Origin of the sequence: Acinetobacter sp. ANC 4973 (genome assembly GCF_002135275.1) — a bacterium.
Taxonomy (GTDB): Bacteria; Pseudomonadota; Gammaproteobacteria; order Pseudomonadales; family Moraxellaceae; genus Acinetobacter; species Acinetobacter kyonggiensis.
Window position 1 is genome coordinate 1 of record NZ_NEGM01000012.1, and the last position, 14,853, is coordinate 14,853.

Here is a 14,853-nt window from a genome sequence, read left to right on the forward strand (position 1 = left end):
CAATTTTCTGACAAATATTTCTCAAATAAACTTCGAGTAATTTCTACCATCAATCAATGAAAATAATTTCGATCAATCAACCAGTAAAAATCCACACAAGTTGTTCTTCATAATCTCTTAATGATCTTCTTAATACTTCGTCAGTAATTAAGTCGCTCAACTTGATATTCCTTAACAACTCTGCACTTCGTGCTTCGTTTGTTTCCGGCTATCTCGTCGGGATGAGCACAGTATAGGGCAATTTCGTACACACGCAAGCGCTTTTAACTGACTGTTTTATCGAGTGTTGCATTTTTATGCACTATTTTGGCTCATTTTTACTCTGTCTTAAGTATAAATATCTAATTTTAAAGCAAAAACATGACCAAAATATTTCTGCTTTATTTTTTTATTAATTTTTCACTACTGCTGGTTTAATACTCACACTCACAATTTTTACAGCCTGTTGCGGTACATTTTGGTGCATACCGAAGTTTGCCGTTGGAACTTTAGTAATTTTATCGACTACATCCATACCTTTGGTCACTTTACCAAACACGGCATAACCTGCATTCATCTGACTTTTATTTAAGAAGTCGTTATCTACGGTATTAATGAAGAATTGGCTACTGGCTGAATTAGGATTGTTGGTACGTGCCATCGCTAAAGTGCCACGTACATTTTTCAAACCATTATAAGATTCATTTTGGATAGGAGCTTTAGTTTGTTTTTCTGCCATTTTGGCATCCATGCCACCGCCCTGAATCATAAAGCCTGGAATAACGCGGTGAAAAATGGTGCCATTATAGAAGTTATCTTTTATATAGCCTTCAAAGTTTTTTGCTGAAATAGGCGCTTTGTCATTAAAAAGTTCTATTTCAATATTTCCCATTGATGTTTTCATTTCTACAATGCTATTTGCAGCCATCGCTTGTAAACTTATACATATAGCACCTACAGCGAATAGGGTTTGTTTTAACATTTCTTTACTCTTCTATTTCAAGTTGTCATTGTGAATGACTATATATTAATCTTTCAATATAAATAAAACAGTATCTCTTTTTGGGATAAATGAGAATTACAATGAATGAAGCATTAAGTACAGTGACTTTTCATCATGATCCGCCTTGGCATTTACATGGTGATGCTTTTATTTTGAATTATTGGTTAACGCCAAACTTTATTAAACACAATCACGCTTTTCACATTGCCCCCTCTCCAATTGGTCGAGTGGTACAGATCATATTGATCCGTTATCATGAGTCCCCTATTGGCCCATATGATGAACTGCTCCTTTTAGACCACCCCTTAATCAGTAAAAGACACTTATCTTCCATTGCTAAAATTTATGTGTCGACCGAGGCATCTGTTGTTCATGGTCAATATTTTTGGGGCATTCCAAAACAACTTGCCCAATTTGAATGGGTAATCAAAGATGATGTGGTGTATTGCACCATTTCATTTGAACAACAAGAAATGAGTTTGTGTCTGTATAAGTACAAACATAGCCAAACTTTTTATATCAATAGTCATCATTTACCCGCCCGACTGTTAAACATCCAACAAACATGGCAAGGTTTACATTATCAATTCAGTCCTCAATTTCGCGGCAAGCTATGTAAACTTAAACAAGTCGCATGGAAAAATACGCTCGACATCTTCCCTGATTTTTCTCAAGCGAAGTATTTACACAGTTTTTATGTGCCCGAATTTCAACTGACGCTCCCCAAAGCCAAAATTGAAAATAAATAAAAAAGGTGTTTCACGTGAAACACCTTGTCCTATTGATACATCAATTGAGAAAAAAGCTTAAGCGTGTTTATCCCAAAACTTTCTATAGTTCTTACTAATTTCAATAAAATGCTTTTTAGCGCGAGAAGAAATTGGGGTGAGATTGATGAAACCATGCGGTTGATCATTATATTCTTGGTAATGTACTTTCACGCCACGATGCCGTAGTTTATAGGCATAAATTTCACCTTCATCATGTAATACATCATGACCCGCTGTAATCACGTATGCAGGCGGTAATTTATCGTGTTTACCATAGGTGGGAGAAATAATCGGATCATCTAATTCCACTTGATGCTGTTCTGCATAATAGTGCGTCACAAAATCAATATCCTCTCCGGTCAGAAGCAAACCATCTTTATAGGCATAGAACGATGGATGACGACTTTTAAAATCAACAACGGGATAGAGCAGCAATTGGGCTTGAGGTGCATATACTTTATGGGCACTACGCTGTGCAACCACCGTACTAATATTCCCCCCTGCGCTATCGCCAGCAACTGAAATTCTATTTTTTAAAATTTTAAACTGTTTTCTATTTTGATAGACCCATGCCAAGGCATCTTCACAGGTTTGAATTAATTTTATTGGACTGGTTTCGGGTGCTAATGGATAGTCAATACTTAAAACCTGCACTTTCGCATACACAGCAAGTAAACGACACACCTCATCATGACTATCTAGCCCTCCCACGACAAAACCACCACCATGATAAAACACAATCATCGGCAGTTTTTTACTTGGGGCAGGATGATAATGTCGCGCGAAGATCGTGCCGCTGTGTAAAGGCAAACGTATATCTTCGACTTGCTTCACAGGGGTTGGTTTGCTCTTAATCGACTGCATTTGCAAGTCAAAGGCTTTACGGGCACGAATGACATCTGCACCAATAAAACCACGATTGCCTTGTTTTAACTGTACAGCCATCATGCATTTGATTAATGGGTCAAGCTCAGGATATTGATAGGGATAGCCTAAAACTTTAACCAAAGACTCTTGCGCAAGGCTCGGCAAGCGATCTAAAGTGCGGGCTGCGATGCCTTGTCCTTTTTCGATGATCGTCTGTAGCGTTTGATTAAAAGCAACCATTCATGCACCTTCCTTTTTTTATATTCTTCATATTTTCTACATGATCGGCTTATAAGTGACCATAATCTTATAGAAGTCTAATCATCTATATACACAGTAAAACCATTCATACGCTAATCTTCTTTTTATACCTTGTCATTGACAATTTCCACGTATATTTCGGAGTGTTTTTGCTACTCCTTAAAAAGAAGGATATAGGCTATGGCTAAAAAACTCATGCTACTGGCTTTAGCAACCACATTTTTAACTGTAGGTTGCGTAGCATTCCCTGAAAATGACGGTTATTACGCTGGACGTTATGACAATCGCTCCGACCGTCATTATGATCGAGATTATGACTATCGCTATGATCGTGAGCGTAATCGTCAACATTGGGAATATCAACAACGACAAAACCGTTTAGAGCTAGAACGTCAAAAGCGTGAACTTGAACGTCGTCAATGGGAACAAAATCGTCAAAAACAGTTAGATTGGGATCGCAAAAAACGTGAACAACGTAAGTACGCTGAACAAAATCAACCGAATTCATCGGGTTGGGATGCGAAGCAACGTGAACGCCAACGGATTGACCAACAACGCGAAAAATCAGATTTGAAAAATCGTCAAAAAATACAACAGCAAGATCAATCTCAAAAAAACCGTTGGGATGAACCTCGTCGAGATTATGATAAACAGCAACGTCATCGTCACGACGATTAAAATCTTTTTATCTACGCCATTGAATGCCCTTTTTTACTGGGCATTTTTTTATTCATTAACACAAATCACGATCACAAAATTTTAAACTTGTTACTGTTCACGATGATGCAGCACTCTGTTTCGGAATTAAATTTTTGTTAACAGTAACCACCATAATATTTACCGCGATGAACTCGAAGTGCATCTTTTAATGTGAAGACTTTTTATTTTTGAATTTGTTGCAAGATTTAAGCAGGGTCTGCAAGAGTGGGGAAATTGTCTCTGCTTATAATAAGTATGGCGTGTACTGCCATTTTCGGGTTGCCCTTAAGGTGATCACTCAGCAGCTGATGTCCTTGGGCTTTTTCAAGCGGGTTATTATTTTATCCATAACATCAAGCTAAGCATCAATAATCCAATCATTTTTACCCAATTGCTCGAAAAACGGTATTTTTTAACGCTTTTCATCAAATTAAACAGATTTAATTGCTTGTCTCGCTTGAATTTTTATCGCTTGCCCCGACCTCTGTATTAATCATGAATTTTATCACTCATGGCAGTTCAGGATTAACCCAGTTAACACTGCAGCCAAAAGGACTGTGCATGTTTAAGAACCCATTTAAACGGAGTAAATCTATGGCAACTGAGCAAAACGAACAAGCTCAAGATCTTGGGCAAGAGCAAGCTGATCAACAAACAGCACAAACTCAAGCTGAAACAGAGCAAACTGCCGTTTCAGTTGAAGATTTACAAACACAAATTAAAAACTTGGAAGAAAGTTTAAAACTTGAAAAAGCACGTACAGCCAATGCTGTATACGAAGCTCAAAAAAGTGTGGAACGTATTCAACGTGATGCTGAAAAGCACAAAGAAACTGTGATTGAGAAGTTCGCGAAAGAGCTACTCGACTCGGTTGATAATTTAGAACGCGCAATTCAAGCTGCAGGTGACACGGAATCAGCATTACTTGAAGGTGTGCAACTTACGTTGAAATCCTTGCTACATACACTGGAAAAATTCGGTGTAGTAGAAGTGGATATGAATAACGGTTTTAATGCAGATTTACACCAAGCAGTGGGTATCGCACCCGATGCTAAAGCAGGTGAAATCGGTACTGTATTACAAAAGGGTTATACCTTATCAAACCGTTTACTTCGCCCTGCAATGGTCTTAGTGGGTCAATAAAGTAAAGAAATTCGAGAGTTTTTCTATTTTTTTCGTTTAAAGAACTTGAAAAAATTTGAATGGCTCTCATATCGGATAACAAGCAAAAAACATTGTAAAAAATTTAGAGGAAACATCCAAATGGCTAAAATCATTGGTATCGATTTAGGTACAACAAACTCTTGTGTCGCTGTACTTGAAGGCGACAAAGTTAAAGTAATCGAAAATGCAGAAGGTACGCGTACTACCCCATCAATTGTTGCATACAAAGATGGTGAAATTCTGATTGGTCAATCTGCGAAACGTCAAGCAGTAACGAATCCAAAAAATACCTTGTATGCCATCAAGCGTTTGATCGGTCGTAAGTACCAAGACCAAGCAGTACAAAAAGACATTGGTCTTGTACCTTACAAAATCATCCAAGCAGACAATGGTGATGCTTGGGTTGATGTGAACGATAAAAAACTCGCACCACAACAAGTTTCAGCTGAAATCTTGAAAAAGATGAAAAAAACTGCTGAAGACTATTTAGGTGAAACCGTTACTGAAGCCGTGATTACTGTTCCTGCTTACTTCAATGATGCGCAGCGTCAAGCGACTAAAGATGCAGGTAAAATCGCAGGTTTAGAAGTTAAACGTATCATCAACGAACCAACGGCTGCTGCACTTGCGTTCGGTATGGACAAAAAAGAAGGCGACCGTAAAATCGCAGTTTACGACTTAGGTGGTGGTACTTTTGACGTATCAATCATTGAAATCGCTGACTTAGATGGCGACCAACAAATTGAAGTATTGTCGACCAATGGTGATACATTCCTTGGTGGTGAAGACTTCGATAACGCTTTAATCGAATACTTAGTTGAAGAGTTCAAGAAAGAACAAAGCTTCAACTTAAAACAAGATCCACTTGCATTACAACGTTTGAAAGAAGCAGCTGAAAAAGCAAAAATCGAGCTTTCTTCGTCAAATGCAACGGAAATTAACCTTCCATACATCACGGCTGATGCGACTGGTCCTAAACATTTAGTGATCAACGTAACACGTGCAAAACTTGAAGGCTTAGTGGCTGATCTTGTTGCTCGTACCATTGAACCTTGCCGTATTGCGCTTAAAGATGCTGGTCTTTCAACAAGCGACATCTCTGACGTAATCTTGGTCGGTGGTCAATCACGTATGCCAATGGTTCAACAGAAAGTACAAGAATTCTTCGGTAAAGAGCCACGTAAAGACGTGAACCCTGACGAAGCTGTAGCCATGGGTGCTGCGATTCAAGGTGCGGTATTGTCTGGTGACAAAACTGACGTACTTTTACTTGACGTAACACCACTGACACTTGGTATTGAAACCATGGGCGGTGTGTTAACTGCAATTATTGAGAAAAACACCACGATTCCTGCGAAGAAATCTCAAGTGTTCTCAACTGCTGCTGACAACCAACCTGCTGTAGACATTTCTGTGTTCCAAGGCGAACGTAAAATGGCACAGCAAAACAAATTGTTGGGTAACTTCCAATTGGGCGACATTCCACCTGCACCACGTGGTGTGCCACAAATTGAAGTATCTTTCGACATCAACGCCGATGGTATCTTGAAAGTGTCTGCAAAAGACAAGAGCACGGGTAAAGAGCAATCGATCCAGATTAAAGCAAACTCAGGTTTGAGCGATGCTGAAATTGAAGCGATGATTAAAGATGCTGAAATGAATGCTGAAGAAGATCGTAAGTTCGAAGAACTCGCGAAAGCACGTAACGAAGCTGATGCATTAGTGTCTTCTTCTCAAAAAGCAGTGAAAGATCTTGGTGAGCAAGTGACTGCTGACGAAAAAACAGCGATTGAAACTGCGGTTGCTGAGCTTGAAGCGTCTACTAAAGAAAATGATGTAGAAGAAATCAAAGCGAAAACTGAAGCTTTACAAAACATCATTATGCCAATTAGCCAACGTGCTTATGAAGCAGCGCAAGGTGCTCAAGGCGGTGCGGAAGGTTTTGATCCAAATGCATTCCAAGGTGGTGATGCGGGTCAACAACAAAAAGCGGATGACGGCGTTGTAGATGCTGAGTTCACTGAAGTTAAAGATGACAAAAAATAATTTGTCACTTTAATTAAGTCATAAAAAACCGCGCGTAAGCGCGGTTTTTTATGTTCATTTTTAATGTATTCAATCATGCTTTTTGCTAAAGTCATCAACAAAATAAAATATTTTCAAGAATGGGTAAAATGAATACTTTAATCAAAATATTGCTACTTTCAGAGAAATTAGCTCGTACGCTTATTGATCCAATCCATCTCTCTATTGCTCTCAAATCCAGTGATCTAGATTAATCAATTTTATGCGTATGCTCAGCCTGATTCTTACCGTTATTTGGTTGTTGTTGATAACCTATCAAACACATCAGCACCATCAACTTCGCTATAACGCAGTATCTGATCGACTTAAGCATCCTTTCGATATGCGCTTACGTTATCGTATTGCCGAAGTTGACCCACGTTTTGGTTTAAGCAAAGACGAGGTCATACAACTGAGTCAACAAGCCACCGATATTTGGAAAATAGGGACAGGCAATGATTATTTTATTTATGACCCGAATGCCAAACTTACGATTCATTTAATCTACGATGAGCGCCAAGATGAATCAAATCAACGCCGTCAACAACTAGGTAATATTGAACAAAATCAGCAAATTTGGTCAAATAAAAATCAAAACCTCAAGCAACTTAAAGATGAGATAGATCGTGCCAATATCCTACTCGACACTAAAAAAATACAACTAGATGCTCAATTACACCAATATAATCAGCAAATTGCCATGATGAATCAAAATGGGAGTATCCATCCCTCACAGCGTGATCTGTTTATACAACAACGTCATCAACTCCAACAACAAATCTTTGCGCTAGAACAAGAAATCAATCTGTACAACCAAAAAATTCAACACTTAAATAATCAGGTGAGCGAACTCAATCAAATTAACAACCAATTAAATCAATCTATTGATCAATTTAATCAACGCTTTCAAGCTCGGTTATTTGATAAAGGACTGTTTAATGGCAAACAAATTAATATTTATGAGTTTTCATCCAAAGATGATTTACGTCTTACCCTCGCACATGAATTTGGACATGCGCTGGGTTTAAAACATAATCAAGACCCCGTCGCACTAATGTATCCAATGATGAAGGATCAAAATATGCAAAATTTCAGCCTGACCCCTGCCGATTTAGCTTTGTTAGATGCCCGTTAAGCAGCGACTGAGATACAATGTAAAAATCCCTTACTTTTTATAAGTATATGCATAATAATAGAACGGAAATAGCGTGCATTTCATGTTATTGTGATGTACAGAAATAACAAGATAAAATCTCTGGAGACGCGTGTGAGTTACTACCATATTCTGATTGAAATGAATGATCACATTAGTACGATTGAGCAAACACGTGAGATCGAAATCTTTGATATTCTTGAGATTCAACCTTACCTCCATTCAATTTTATTACCCTTTTTGAATGAACAATTGATTGAATTAGAAGATGAAAACCTTGAATTCAGCGATATTCTTCATTTGGAAATCAAACACACCTTATTACCCATTCAACATTTGATTGAAGAAGAACAACGCTTACTGCCAAGTGATACAGATGTCACCATTTCAGCACATGAAATTTTCAACAATCGTGATTTAAGCCAAGACGTGACAACCGTTGTTTTTGATATTTTAGAAGCTGCTAAATTAGAAGCCTAATGATTTATTGTTAACGCCATCATACATGCTATTTTCAATAAAAAGCCCTCAAAAAATGAGGGCTTTTTCAAACTTTTTATTAAATCGAGAAAGATGAACCACAACCACAGGTTGTTGTTGCATTTGGATTTTGCACAACAAAACGTGAACCTTCCAAGCCTTCAATATAGTCGACTGCTGAGCCTACAAGATATTGATAGCTTAAAGAATCCACCAGCATTTTTACATCGCCATTGATAAATTCAGCATCATCTTCATTCATGCTTTCAGCGAAGTTAAAACCGTAAGAAAAACCTGAACAACCGCCACCTGTAACATAAACGCGTAACATTAATTCTTGGTTGCCTTCACTATCACGCAATTGGCGTACTTTATTCGCAGCATTGTCGGTCAGCACCAAAGTTTGGGCATTCATGTTGGATTCCTCTGTTCAATTCAGATGTCTTTAAAAGATAAAGACCATAATTCAAGTATATCATACCCAATATATGGTCAGTCTTTGAAGATTTAAAGTTAAATCTGAGTATTTTTATCAAGATTGTTTGTAGTTCTCATCTTGAAGACTACATTCGAAATTTTTTGGGTCTTCCTTACAACGGAATTGCCATAATAATTTCATCATCCGTTTATCATAAATCCCACGTTTGGTTAAATCGACACGTGATTCGCGCATCAATTTTTGATAACCCGGTTTATCTGCGCTAGGAACTTGCATCCAATATTTTTGTGGAATATCTGATTTCATTTTACCTAAAATACCAAAAGCACGAGGCAACTGACTTTTCACCCATTCACGTGATTTTTGCCCATAACCAGCAGGAAATTTATCTGGACGAATAATGAGGTTACCTGTGACTTGTAAAATTGGATAATTCACAATAGCGCCTTTACTGCCTAATCCTTTATGTAACTCTAAAGGTTTAAATACAGCGGCAGGTGCGCCAATAATATCGACCTGACCATTGTTAAATTTGGCACCAAAGTTGGTGACATCCGCACTGACTGCCTGTGCACCAATTTGCTGAACCATAATTTTTTGTGCTTCATCATAATCTAAGACTGCAATTTTTTTGCCTGCTGCTTTCGCCACAGTATTGATATTTCGGTCATTGACCATTAGATAAGCATCACCGACGGGTATCACCCCCACCACTTCATATTTGCCGTGTACCATATGTTTAGCAAAAGTTGGACTGGCTAGACCTTGCATTACTTTGACCGCAAGTTTTAAATCGGGAATCGCACCAATCGCATCTAAAGAACCAGTAAAATCATTGAACTGACGACCGCGCATTCCTGTGACACTAATTGCATCACATTTACCCGCTTTAAAGTCTTCAGCAATGACCGCTTCGTTTTGACCCACACGTAATTCAATATCTGCACCCCAATTTTTGGCTGCAAGTTGATAGTCTTTCATCAGGGTAAAAACATCGCCACTTTTACCGACTAAATCAAATACACACATTACTTGTTTTGCTTGAGCAATACCTGTTACGGCACACAAACTCATACCCAGCAGCAGTGTTTTAGACCATGGCATCATGATTTTTTCTTCCTTGTTTCTTTGTTTTCATTCAATCTGAGATTGAAGCTTTTTGAGTTTTTATTTATCTATTAATCGTGAATCACAAGCGTAATCCTTGATTTCATTTTTATGATAAAATTTTTATCACCATTTTTTAAGACTACGCTTTTTTGAGCTGACAACAATGGCAAAAATGACAGATTTAATTCGACAAAAAAGCCTAGATTTAATCTAGGCTTTATTTTTAAAAATCAATACTATTCACCACCAAGTGAACATTCAAAATTGGCTTTATCGACAGAGCAACGTGCTTTTTTCAATACGCCCATCATGCCAACATCATAAATTCCACGTTTGGTCATATCCATACGACCTTCACGAAGAAGTTTTTGATATTTGGTTTTATCTTCAGCGGTTAAGTTCATTTTAAACTTGGCAGGAATACTGGTCTCAAGACGGTTAATCATGGCAAAACTTTTCGGTAAATTTTTCACGAACCAATCACGCGATTTTTGTCCAAAGCCTGCTGGGAATTGATCTGGACGGATAATAAAATCGGCTGTGACTTGTAATACAGGGAAATTAAACATCGCACCATTTGAGCCTAAACCTTTATAAATTTCTAAAGGTTTATACGCATAAGCAGGTGCTCCCACCATATCCACCTGACCATTGTTGAACTTGGCTACAAAGTTAGAAACGTCAGAAATAACCGCTTGTGCACCAACACGTTGCACCATAATTTTTTGTGCATCGTCATAACCTAATACAGCAAATTTTTTACCCGCTGCTTTTTCAATCGAATCAATCTTTTTATCACGTACAAAAATAAAAGCCGAGCCTAAAGGCGCAATACCAGCAACTTCATACTTTTTACCGCCTAAATTACTGACCATTTTCGGCGCATTACGTTGATCAAGTGCAAAAGTAATCGCACGTTGTGCAATCGTGTTGCTTGGTGCACCACCTAAAGCATCAATAGAACCTACAAATTTATTGTATTGACGTGCACGCATCGCCGTCATAAAAACGCCATCACATTTGCCTGCTTTAAAGTCATTATCAGCAACAGCTTCATCTTGGCGTGGAATTAAATTAATTTCTGCTCCCCATCCTTTGGCAGCAAGCGCCCATTCCTGAGCCATTTGATAAGATTCACCAGATTTACCCAGTAAGTCAAATACACATACATCTACTTTAGCTGCCTGAGCTGTCGTCGCTAAACCTACAGCAGAAAATGCAGCTAATGCGAGAATCGTTTTTTTCATTGTGGCGGTCCTTTTTAGAATCTTGTTGTTTGACGAATGTCCATTCACGCCATAAATATTAAGCAAGTTCACAATAAAAAAATAGAGCATTTGCTCCATTTTTTTATGTTCTGTAGGTCAATTTTTTTTAATTTTATAAATTTAAAATAAAATCATAAACTTATATAACAAAAATTATGACCTAATCCGCAAAAAATTTGCGTTATTTTACAATTCGTTTGCGGAGCAGGTTTATTCGCCCCCTAAAGAACATTCAAAATTGGTTCGCTCTACAGTACAACGGGCTTTTTTCAGTACCGTCATCATCGAAGCATCATAAATGCCTTGCTTGGTTAGTTCGATACGACCATCTCTTAATAATTTTTGATATTTTTCTTTTTCTTCTTTGGATAATTGCATGCGATATTTTGCAGGAATCCCCTCTTCTAAGCGTTTCACCATCGCAAATTGACGAGGTAATTGTTTAATAAACCAATCTCTCGATTGAATGCCCAAATTGCTTGGAAATTTTTCGGTATTAAAAATTAAATCGGCAGTCACATTCAGCACTGGAAAGTTAAATAATGCCCCATTCGTACCTAAACCTTTATCCATTTCTAAAGGTTTAAATGCATAAGCGGGGGCACCGACCATCTCAACTTGCCCTTTATTAAACTTACTGACAAAATCCGAAACATCTGACAAAACAGGAGTCGCACCCACTCGTTTGACCATGGCAATTTGTGCTTTATCATATTCTAAAACGGCAAATTTTTTCCCTGCCGCTTTTTCAATCGTATTAATATTGCGATCTTTAACGAAAATGTATGCAGGCCCAATTTGTCCAATCCCCCCCACTTCATATTGCACATTATCAATGGTTGTTTTTAATCTTTTAATATTTCTTTTGTCTAGCACATAAATGATGGCTTTATGCGCAATCGCATTACTGGGAACACCCCCTAAAGCATCAATAGAACCTGCAAATTTATTATATGCACGTGCCCGCATGGTGGTCATATAAATGGCATCACATTTTCCATTTTTAAAATCGTTATCTGCTTTTTCTTCATTTTGATACGCAATTAATCGGACATCCGCATTCCATACTTTTGCAGCGAGTGCCCACTCCTCCATCATTTTATAAGATTCACCCGCTTTTCCCAGTAGGTCAAACACACATATATCTTGTTTTGCTTGAGCCAAACTTGAACAGCTCAATAACAGTCCCGTTGATACCAACCAAATTCCTTTTTTCATCATCTTTCCTTATTCTTTTTTAATTACTCCTCTAAAAATAACTATAGTGTTGTTTTAAGGGCAAAAATAGAGCTTTGATTTCATTTCTGACGAAAGGTTATTTTTTAAACAACTTGTCACATTTTTATTTATTTACGCAAAGAATCCCCTTTATCAAAGAATAATGCCTCAGATTTTTTCTTTTCTGAGTAGCTTCCTTTAGAATACGCGCACCATTCTTCTCATTTAGATATTTCAATGATTCAGTTAGATCAACTTTCTATACGTCGCGGTGGACGTGTTTTATTTCAAAAAGCATCCATGCAGCTACATCCGGGATGGAAAATTGGCTTAACAGGTGTCAATGGTGCAGGAAAATCAACATTATTTAATGCACTCCTTGGCGGCATGGAATCAGACAGTGGTTCTTTAACCCGTCCTGCCGTGTGGACCGTCGCTCATATGGCACAAGAAATCAAAGCTTTAGAAATGAAAGCAATTGATTTTGTTTTGTCTGGTGATGAAGAATATTGGGAAATTCAGAACAAACTGGATCATCCTGACAGCTTAAGTGATGATGAACTAGCGCATTTATATGGTCGCTTTGATGAAATTAATGGCTATTCAGCATCCTCTAAAGCATCACAACTCATGGCAGGTTTAGGTTTCTTTGAACATCAATCACAACTCGATGTTTCAAGCTTCTCGGGCGGTTGGCGTATGCGTCTGAACCTTGCGCGTACCCTCATGAGCCGTTCAGATTTATTACTGCTTGATGAACCAACCAACCATTTAGACTTAGATGCGATTCTTTGGTTAGAAGATTGGTTGAAAGCCTACGAAGGAACTTTGGTTCTTATTTCACATGACCGTGATTTCTTAGATGCAATTACCGATCATATTTTACATATCGAAAATCAAGAACTGATTTTATATACTGGCAACTATTCGACTTTCGAACGTACTCGTAGTGAGCGTTTAGCACAACAACAACAAGCTTATGAAAAGCAATTAGAAACACGTGCACATTTGCAAAAATATATCGACCGCTTTAAAGCACAAGCCACCAAAGCCAAACAAGCGCAAAGCCGAATTAAGCAACTGGAACGTATGCAGGAACTTTCTGCTGCACATGTCGATACACCTTTCACCTTTAGTTTCCGTGAACCAACGAAAATGAGTTCACCTTTACTTGAACTTGAAAATGCAGATATTGGTTACGGTGAAAAACTGATTGTGACCAATGTTAGCCTACAAATTACGCCAACCAGTCGAATTGGTTTATTGGGGATGAATGGTGCGGGTAAATCAACCCTGATTAAATCACTGGTTGGCGATTTAAAATTATTACAAGGGACGCGTAAAGATTCTGAACTGCTGAATATTGGCTATTTTGCCCAGCATCAAATGGATGCTTTGGATGGTAATGCCAGCCCAATGTTGCAATTGGCACGTATTGCCGATAGAAAAATCAGTGAAGCAAGCTTACGTTCTTTCTTAGGAAGCTTTGGTTTTAGTGGCGAACGTATGGACACGCCAAGTGAAAGCTTCTCTGGCGGTGAACGCGCGCGTTTGGCCTTAGCCCTGATTGTATGGCAACGTCCAAACGTGTTAATTCTAGATGAACCAACCAACCATTTAGACTTAGATATGCGTCATGCACTGACGATGGCGCTACAAGACTTTGAAGGTGCCGTTGTTCTGGTTTCGCATGAACGTCAATTGATTGCTTCAGTCTGTGATGAGTTGATCTTGGTTCATGGCGGTCAAAGTCGTGAATTTGATGGTGACTTAACCGCTTATGCAGAATGGTTACGCCAAGCACGTATCGACATGATGAAAACTGGGCAACAACCTGCTGCACCCGTGAAATCACAAGTTGAAGTGAAACCGACCATTTCTAAACTGGACAAAGAAGCGCAGCGTAAAGAAGCGGCACGTAATCGTGAACTAAGTCGTCCAATTCGTAAAAATATTGAAAAAAATGAAGTTCAGATTGCCAAAGCTCAGCCACGCTTAGCAGAAATTGAAGTTTTATTGGGGGATACTACCCTATATGAAGCAAACCGTAAGGATGATTTGCTTAAACTGATGAATGAACAGACTGAATTAAAAGCAAAATTGGCACAGGCTGAAGAGCAAATGCTTGAATTAATGATGGAATTGGAAGAACTGGAAAGCTCTTTCGAATAAGCCAAAATAAACTCTTAAGCAAAACTAAAGAAATGCTTATTTTGTTATCGCAGTACAATTTTCAACCTGTACTGCGATTTTTTAATTTTACTACATAATCCTTTTATTCTGATTTTAAGCAGTGGATCTGTAGAATGATTTAAAAAATTACCAACCCATAGACTTTAAATTTAAATGCCATATTTAAATTTAAAGTGTTGACCAAT

At 38.1% G+C, this 14,853-nt stretch carries 13 protein-coding genes; 7 read left to right on the forward strand and 6 right to left on the reverse strand.

Annotated elements, in window-relative coordinates; all coding sequences use genetic code 11:
- Window positions 1-391: 391 nt before the first annotated feature.
- On the reverse strand, window positions 392-961 hold the full coding sequence (locus B9T30_RS13195; protein WP_086185410.1) for a peptidylprolyl isomerase: 570 nt from the start codon (window positions 959-961) through the stop codon (window positions 392-394).
- A gap of 101 nt (window positions 962-1,062) precedes the next feature.
- Between B9T30_RS13195 and B9T30_RS13200 the strand changes: the two genes are divergently transcribed.
- Complete coding sequence (locus tag B9T30_RS13200; protein WP_086185411.1) at window positions 1,063-1,731, forward strand: acetoacetate decarboxylase family protein; 669 nt, start codon at window positions 1,063-1,065, stop codon at window positions 1,729-1,731.
- 57 nt (window positions 1,732-1,788) lie between these two features.
- Here the strand turns inward: B9T30_RS13200 and B9T30_RS13205 are convergent, their stop codons facing one another.
- Window positions 1,789-2,859, reverse strand: coding sequence for an alpha/beta hydrolase (locus B9T30_RS13205; RefSeq protein ID WP_086185412.1), 1,071 nt, complete (start codon window positions 2,857-2,859; stop codon window positions 1,789-1,791).
- Between the two features lie 201 nt (window positions 2,860-3,060).
- Here B9T30_RS13205 and B9T30_RS13210 point away from each other — a divergent pair, with 201 nt between their 5' ends.
- From B9T30_RS13210 to B9T30_RS13230, 5 genes are all read left to right on the forward strand, one after another.
- Window positions 3,061-3,558: a hypothetical protein gene (locus B9T30_RS13210; RefSeq protein ID WP_086185413.1), complete on the forward strand. Its 498-nt coding sequence runs from the start codon at window positions 3,061-3,063 to the stop codon at window positions 3,556-3,558.
- 615 nt (window positions 3,559-4,173) lie between these two features.
- A complete protein-coding gene (gene grpE, locus B9T30_RS13215) occupies window positions 4,174-4,722 on the forward strand; it encodes a nucleotide exchange factor GrpE (RefSeq protein WP_086185414.1) in 549 nt (182 codons plus the stop codon).
- A gap of 120 nt (window positions 4,723-4,842) precedes the next feature.
- Window positions 4,843-6,789 (forward strand): molecular chaperone DnaK, encoded by a 1,947-nt coding sequence (gene dnaK, locus B9T30_RS13220; protein WP_086185415.1) that lies wholly within the window; start codon window positions 4,843-4,845, stop codon window positions 6,787-6,789.
- A 241-nt stretch (window positions 6,790-7,030) separates the two neighbouring features.
- The gene (locus B9T30_RS13225) at window positions 7,031-7,942 is read left to right on the forward strand and encodes a matrixin family metalloprotease (protein WP_086185416.1); all 912 of its coding nucleotides are present in this window, start codon (window positions 7,031-7,033) and stop codon (window positions 7,940-7,942) included.
- A gap of 120 nt (window positions 7,943-8,062) precedes the next feature.
- Window positions 8,063-8,440 carry a hypothetical protein gene (locus tag B9T30_RS13230; protein WP_086185440.1) on the forward strand — a complete coding sequence of 126 codons (378 nt, stop codon included), beginning with the start codon at window positions 8,063-8,065 and terminating at the stop codon, window positions 8,438-8,440.
- Window positions 8,441-8,519: 79 nt separating this feature from the next.
- Here the strand turns inward: B9T30_RS13230 and erpA are convergent, their stop codons facing one another.
- From erpA to B9T30_RS13250, 4 genes are all read right to left on the reverse strand, one after another.
- A complete protein-coding gene (gene erpA / locus B9T30_RS13235; RefSeq protein WP_086166511.1) occupies window positions 8,520-8,855 on the reverse strand; it encodes an iron-sulfur cluster insertion protein ErpA in 336 nt (111 codons plus the stop codon).
- A gap of 117 nt (window positions 8,856-8,972) precedes the next feature.
- Window positions 8,973-9,983, reverse strand: coding sequence for a putative solute-binding protein (locus B9T30_RS13240; protein ID WP_086185441.1), 1,011 nt, complete (start codon window positions 9,981-9,983; stop codon window positions 8,973-8,975).
- A gap of 242 nt (window positions 9,984-10,225) precedes the next feature.
- Window positions 10,226-11,236 carry a putative solute-binding protein gene (locus tag B9T30_RS13245; RefSeq protein WP_086166510.1) on the reverse strand — a complete coding sequence of 337 codons (1,011 nt, stop codon included), beginning with the start codon at window positions 11,234-11,236 and terminating at the stop codon, window positions 10,226-10,228.
- Between the two features lie 231 nt (window positions 11,237-11,467).
- A complete protein-coding gene (locus tag B9T30_RS13250) occupies window positions 11,468-12,475 on the reverse strand; it encodes a putative solute-binding protein (protein ID WP_086185417.1) in 1,008 nt (335 codons plus the stop codon).
- Window positions 12,476-12,712: 237 nt separating this feature from the next.
- Between B9T30_RS13250 and B9T30_RS13255 the strand changes: the two genes are divergently transcribed.
- Window positions 12,713-14,647 carry an ATP-binding cassette domain-containing protein gene (locus B9T30_RS13255; protein ID WP_086185418.1) on the forward strand — a complete coding sequence of 645 codons (1,935 nt, stop codon included), beginning with the start codon at window positions 12,713-12,715 and terminating at the stop codon, window positions 14,645-14,647.
- Window positions 14,648-14,853 lie beyond the last annotated feature (206 nt).

Bases quoted from the DNA above. Each gene is read 5' to 3' on its own strand.
- B9T30_RS13195 (WP_086185410.1), bottom strand. From the start codon at position 961: ATGTTAAAACAAACCCTATTCGCTGTAGGTGCTATATGTATAAGTTTA.
- B9T30_RS13200 (WP_086185411.1), top strand. From the start codon at position 1,063: ATGAATGAAGCATTAAGTACAGTGACTTTTCATCATGATCCGCCTTGG.
- B9T30_RS13205 (WP_086185412.1), bottom strand. From the start codon at position 2,859: ATGGTTGCTTTTAATCAAACGCTACAGACGATCATCGAAAAAGGACAA.
- B9T30_RS13210 (WP_086185413.1), top strand. From the start codon at position 3,061: ATGGCTAAAAAACTCATGCTACTGGCTTTAGCAACCACATTTTTAACT.
- grpE (WP_086185414.1), top strand. From the start codon at position 4,174: ATGGCAACTGAGCAAAACGAACAAGCTCAAGATCTTGGGCAAGAGCAA.
- dnaK (WP_086185415.1), top strand. From the start codon at position 4,843: ATGGCTAAAATCATTGGTATCGATTTAGGTACAACAAACTCTTGTGTC.
- B9T30_RS13225 (WP_086185416.1), top strand. From the start codon at position 7,031: ATGCGTATGCTCAGCCTGATTCTTACCGTTATTTGGTTGTTGTTGATA.
- erpA (WP_086166511.1), bottom strand. From the start codon at position 8,855: ATGAATGCCCAAACTTTGGTGCTGACCGACAATGCTGCGAATAAAGTA.
- B9T30_RS13240 (WP_086185441.1), bottom strand. From the start codon at position 9,983: ATGCCATGGTCTAAAACACTGCTGCTGGGTATGAGTTTGTGTGCCGTA.
- B9T30_RS13245 (WP_086166510.1), bottom strand. From the start codon at position 11,236: ATGAAAAAAACGATTCTCGCATTAGCTGCATTTTCTGCTGTAGGTTTA.
- B9T30_RS13250 (WP_086185417.1), bottom strand. From the start codon at position 12,475: ATGAAAAAAGGAATTTGGTTGGTATCAACGGGACTGTTATTGAGCTGT.
- B9T30_RS13255 (WP_086185418.1), top strand. From the start codon at position 12,713: ATGATTCAGTTAGATCAACTTTCTATACGTCGCGGTGGACGTGTTTTA.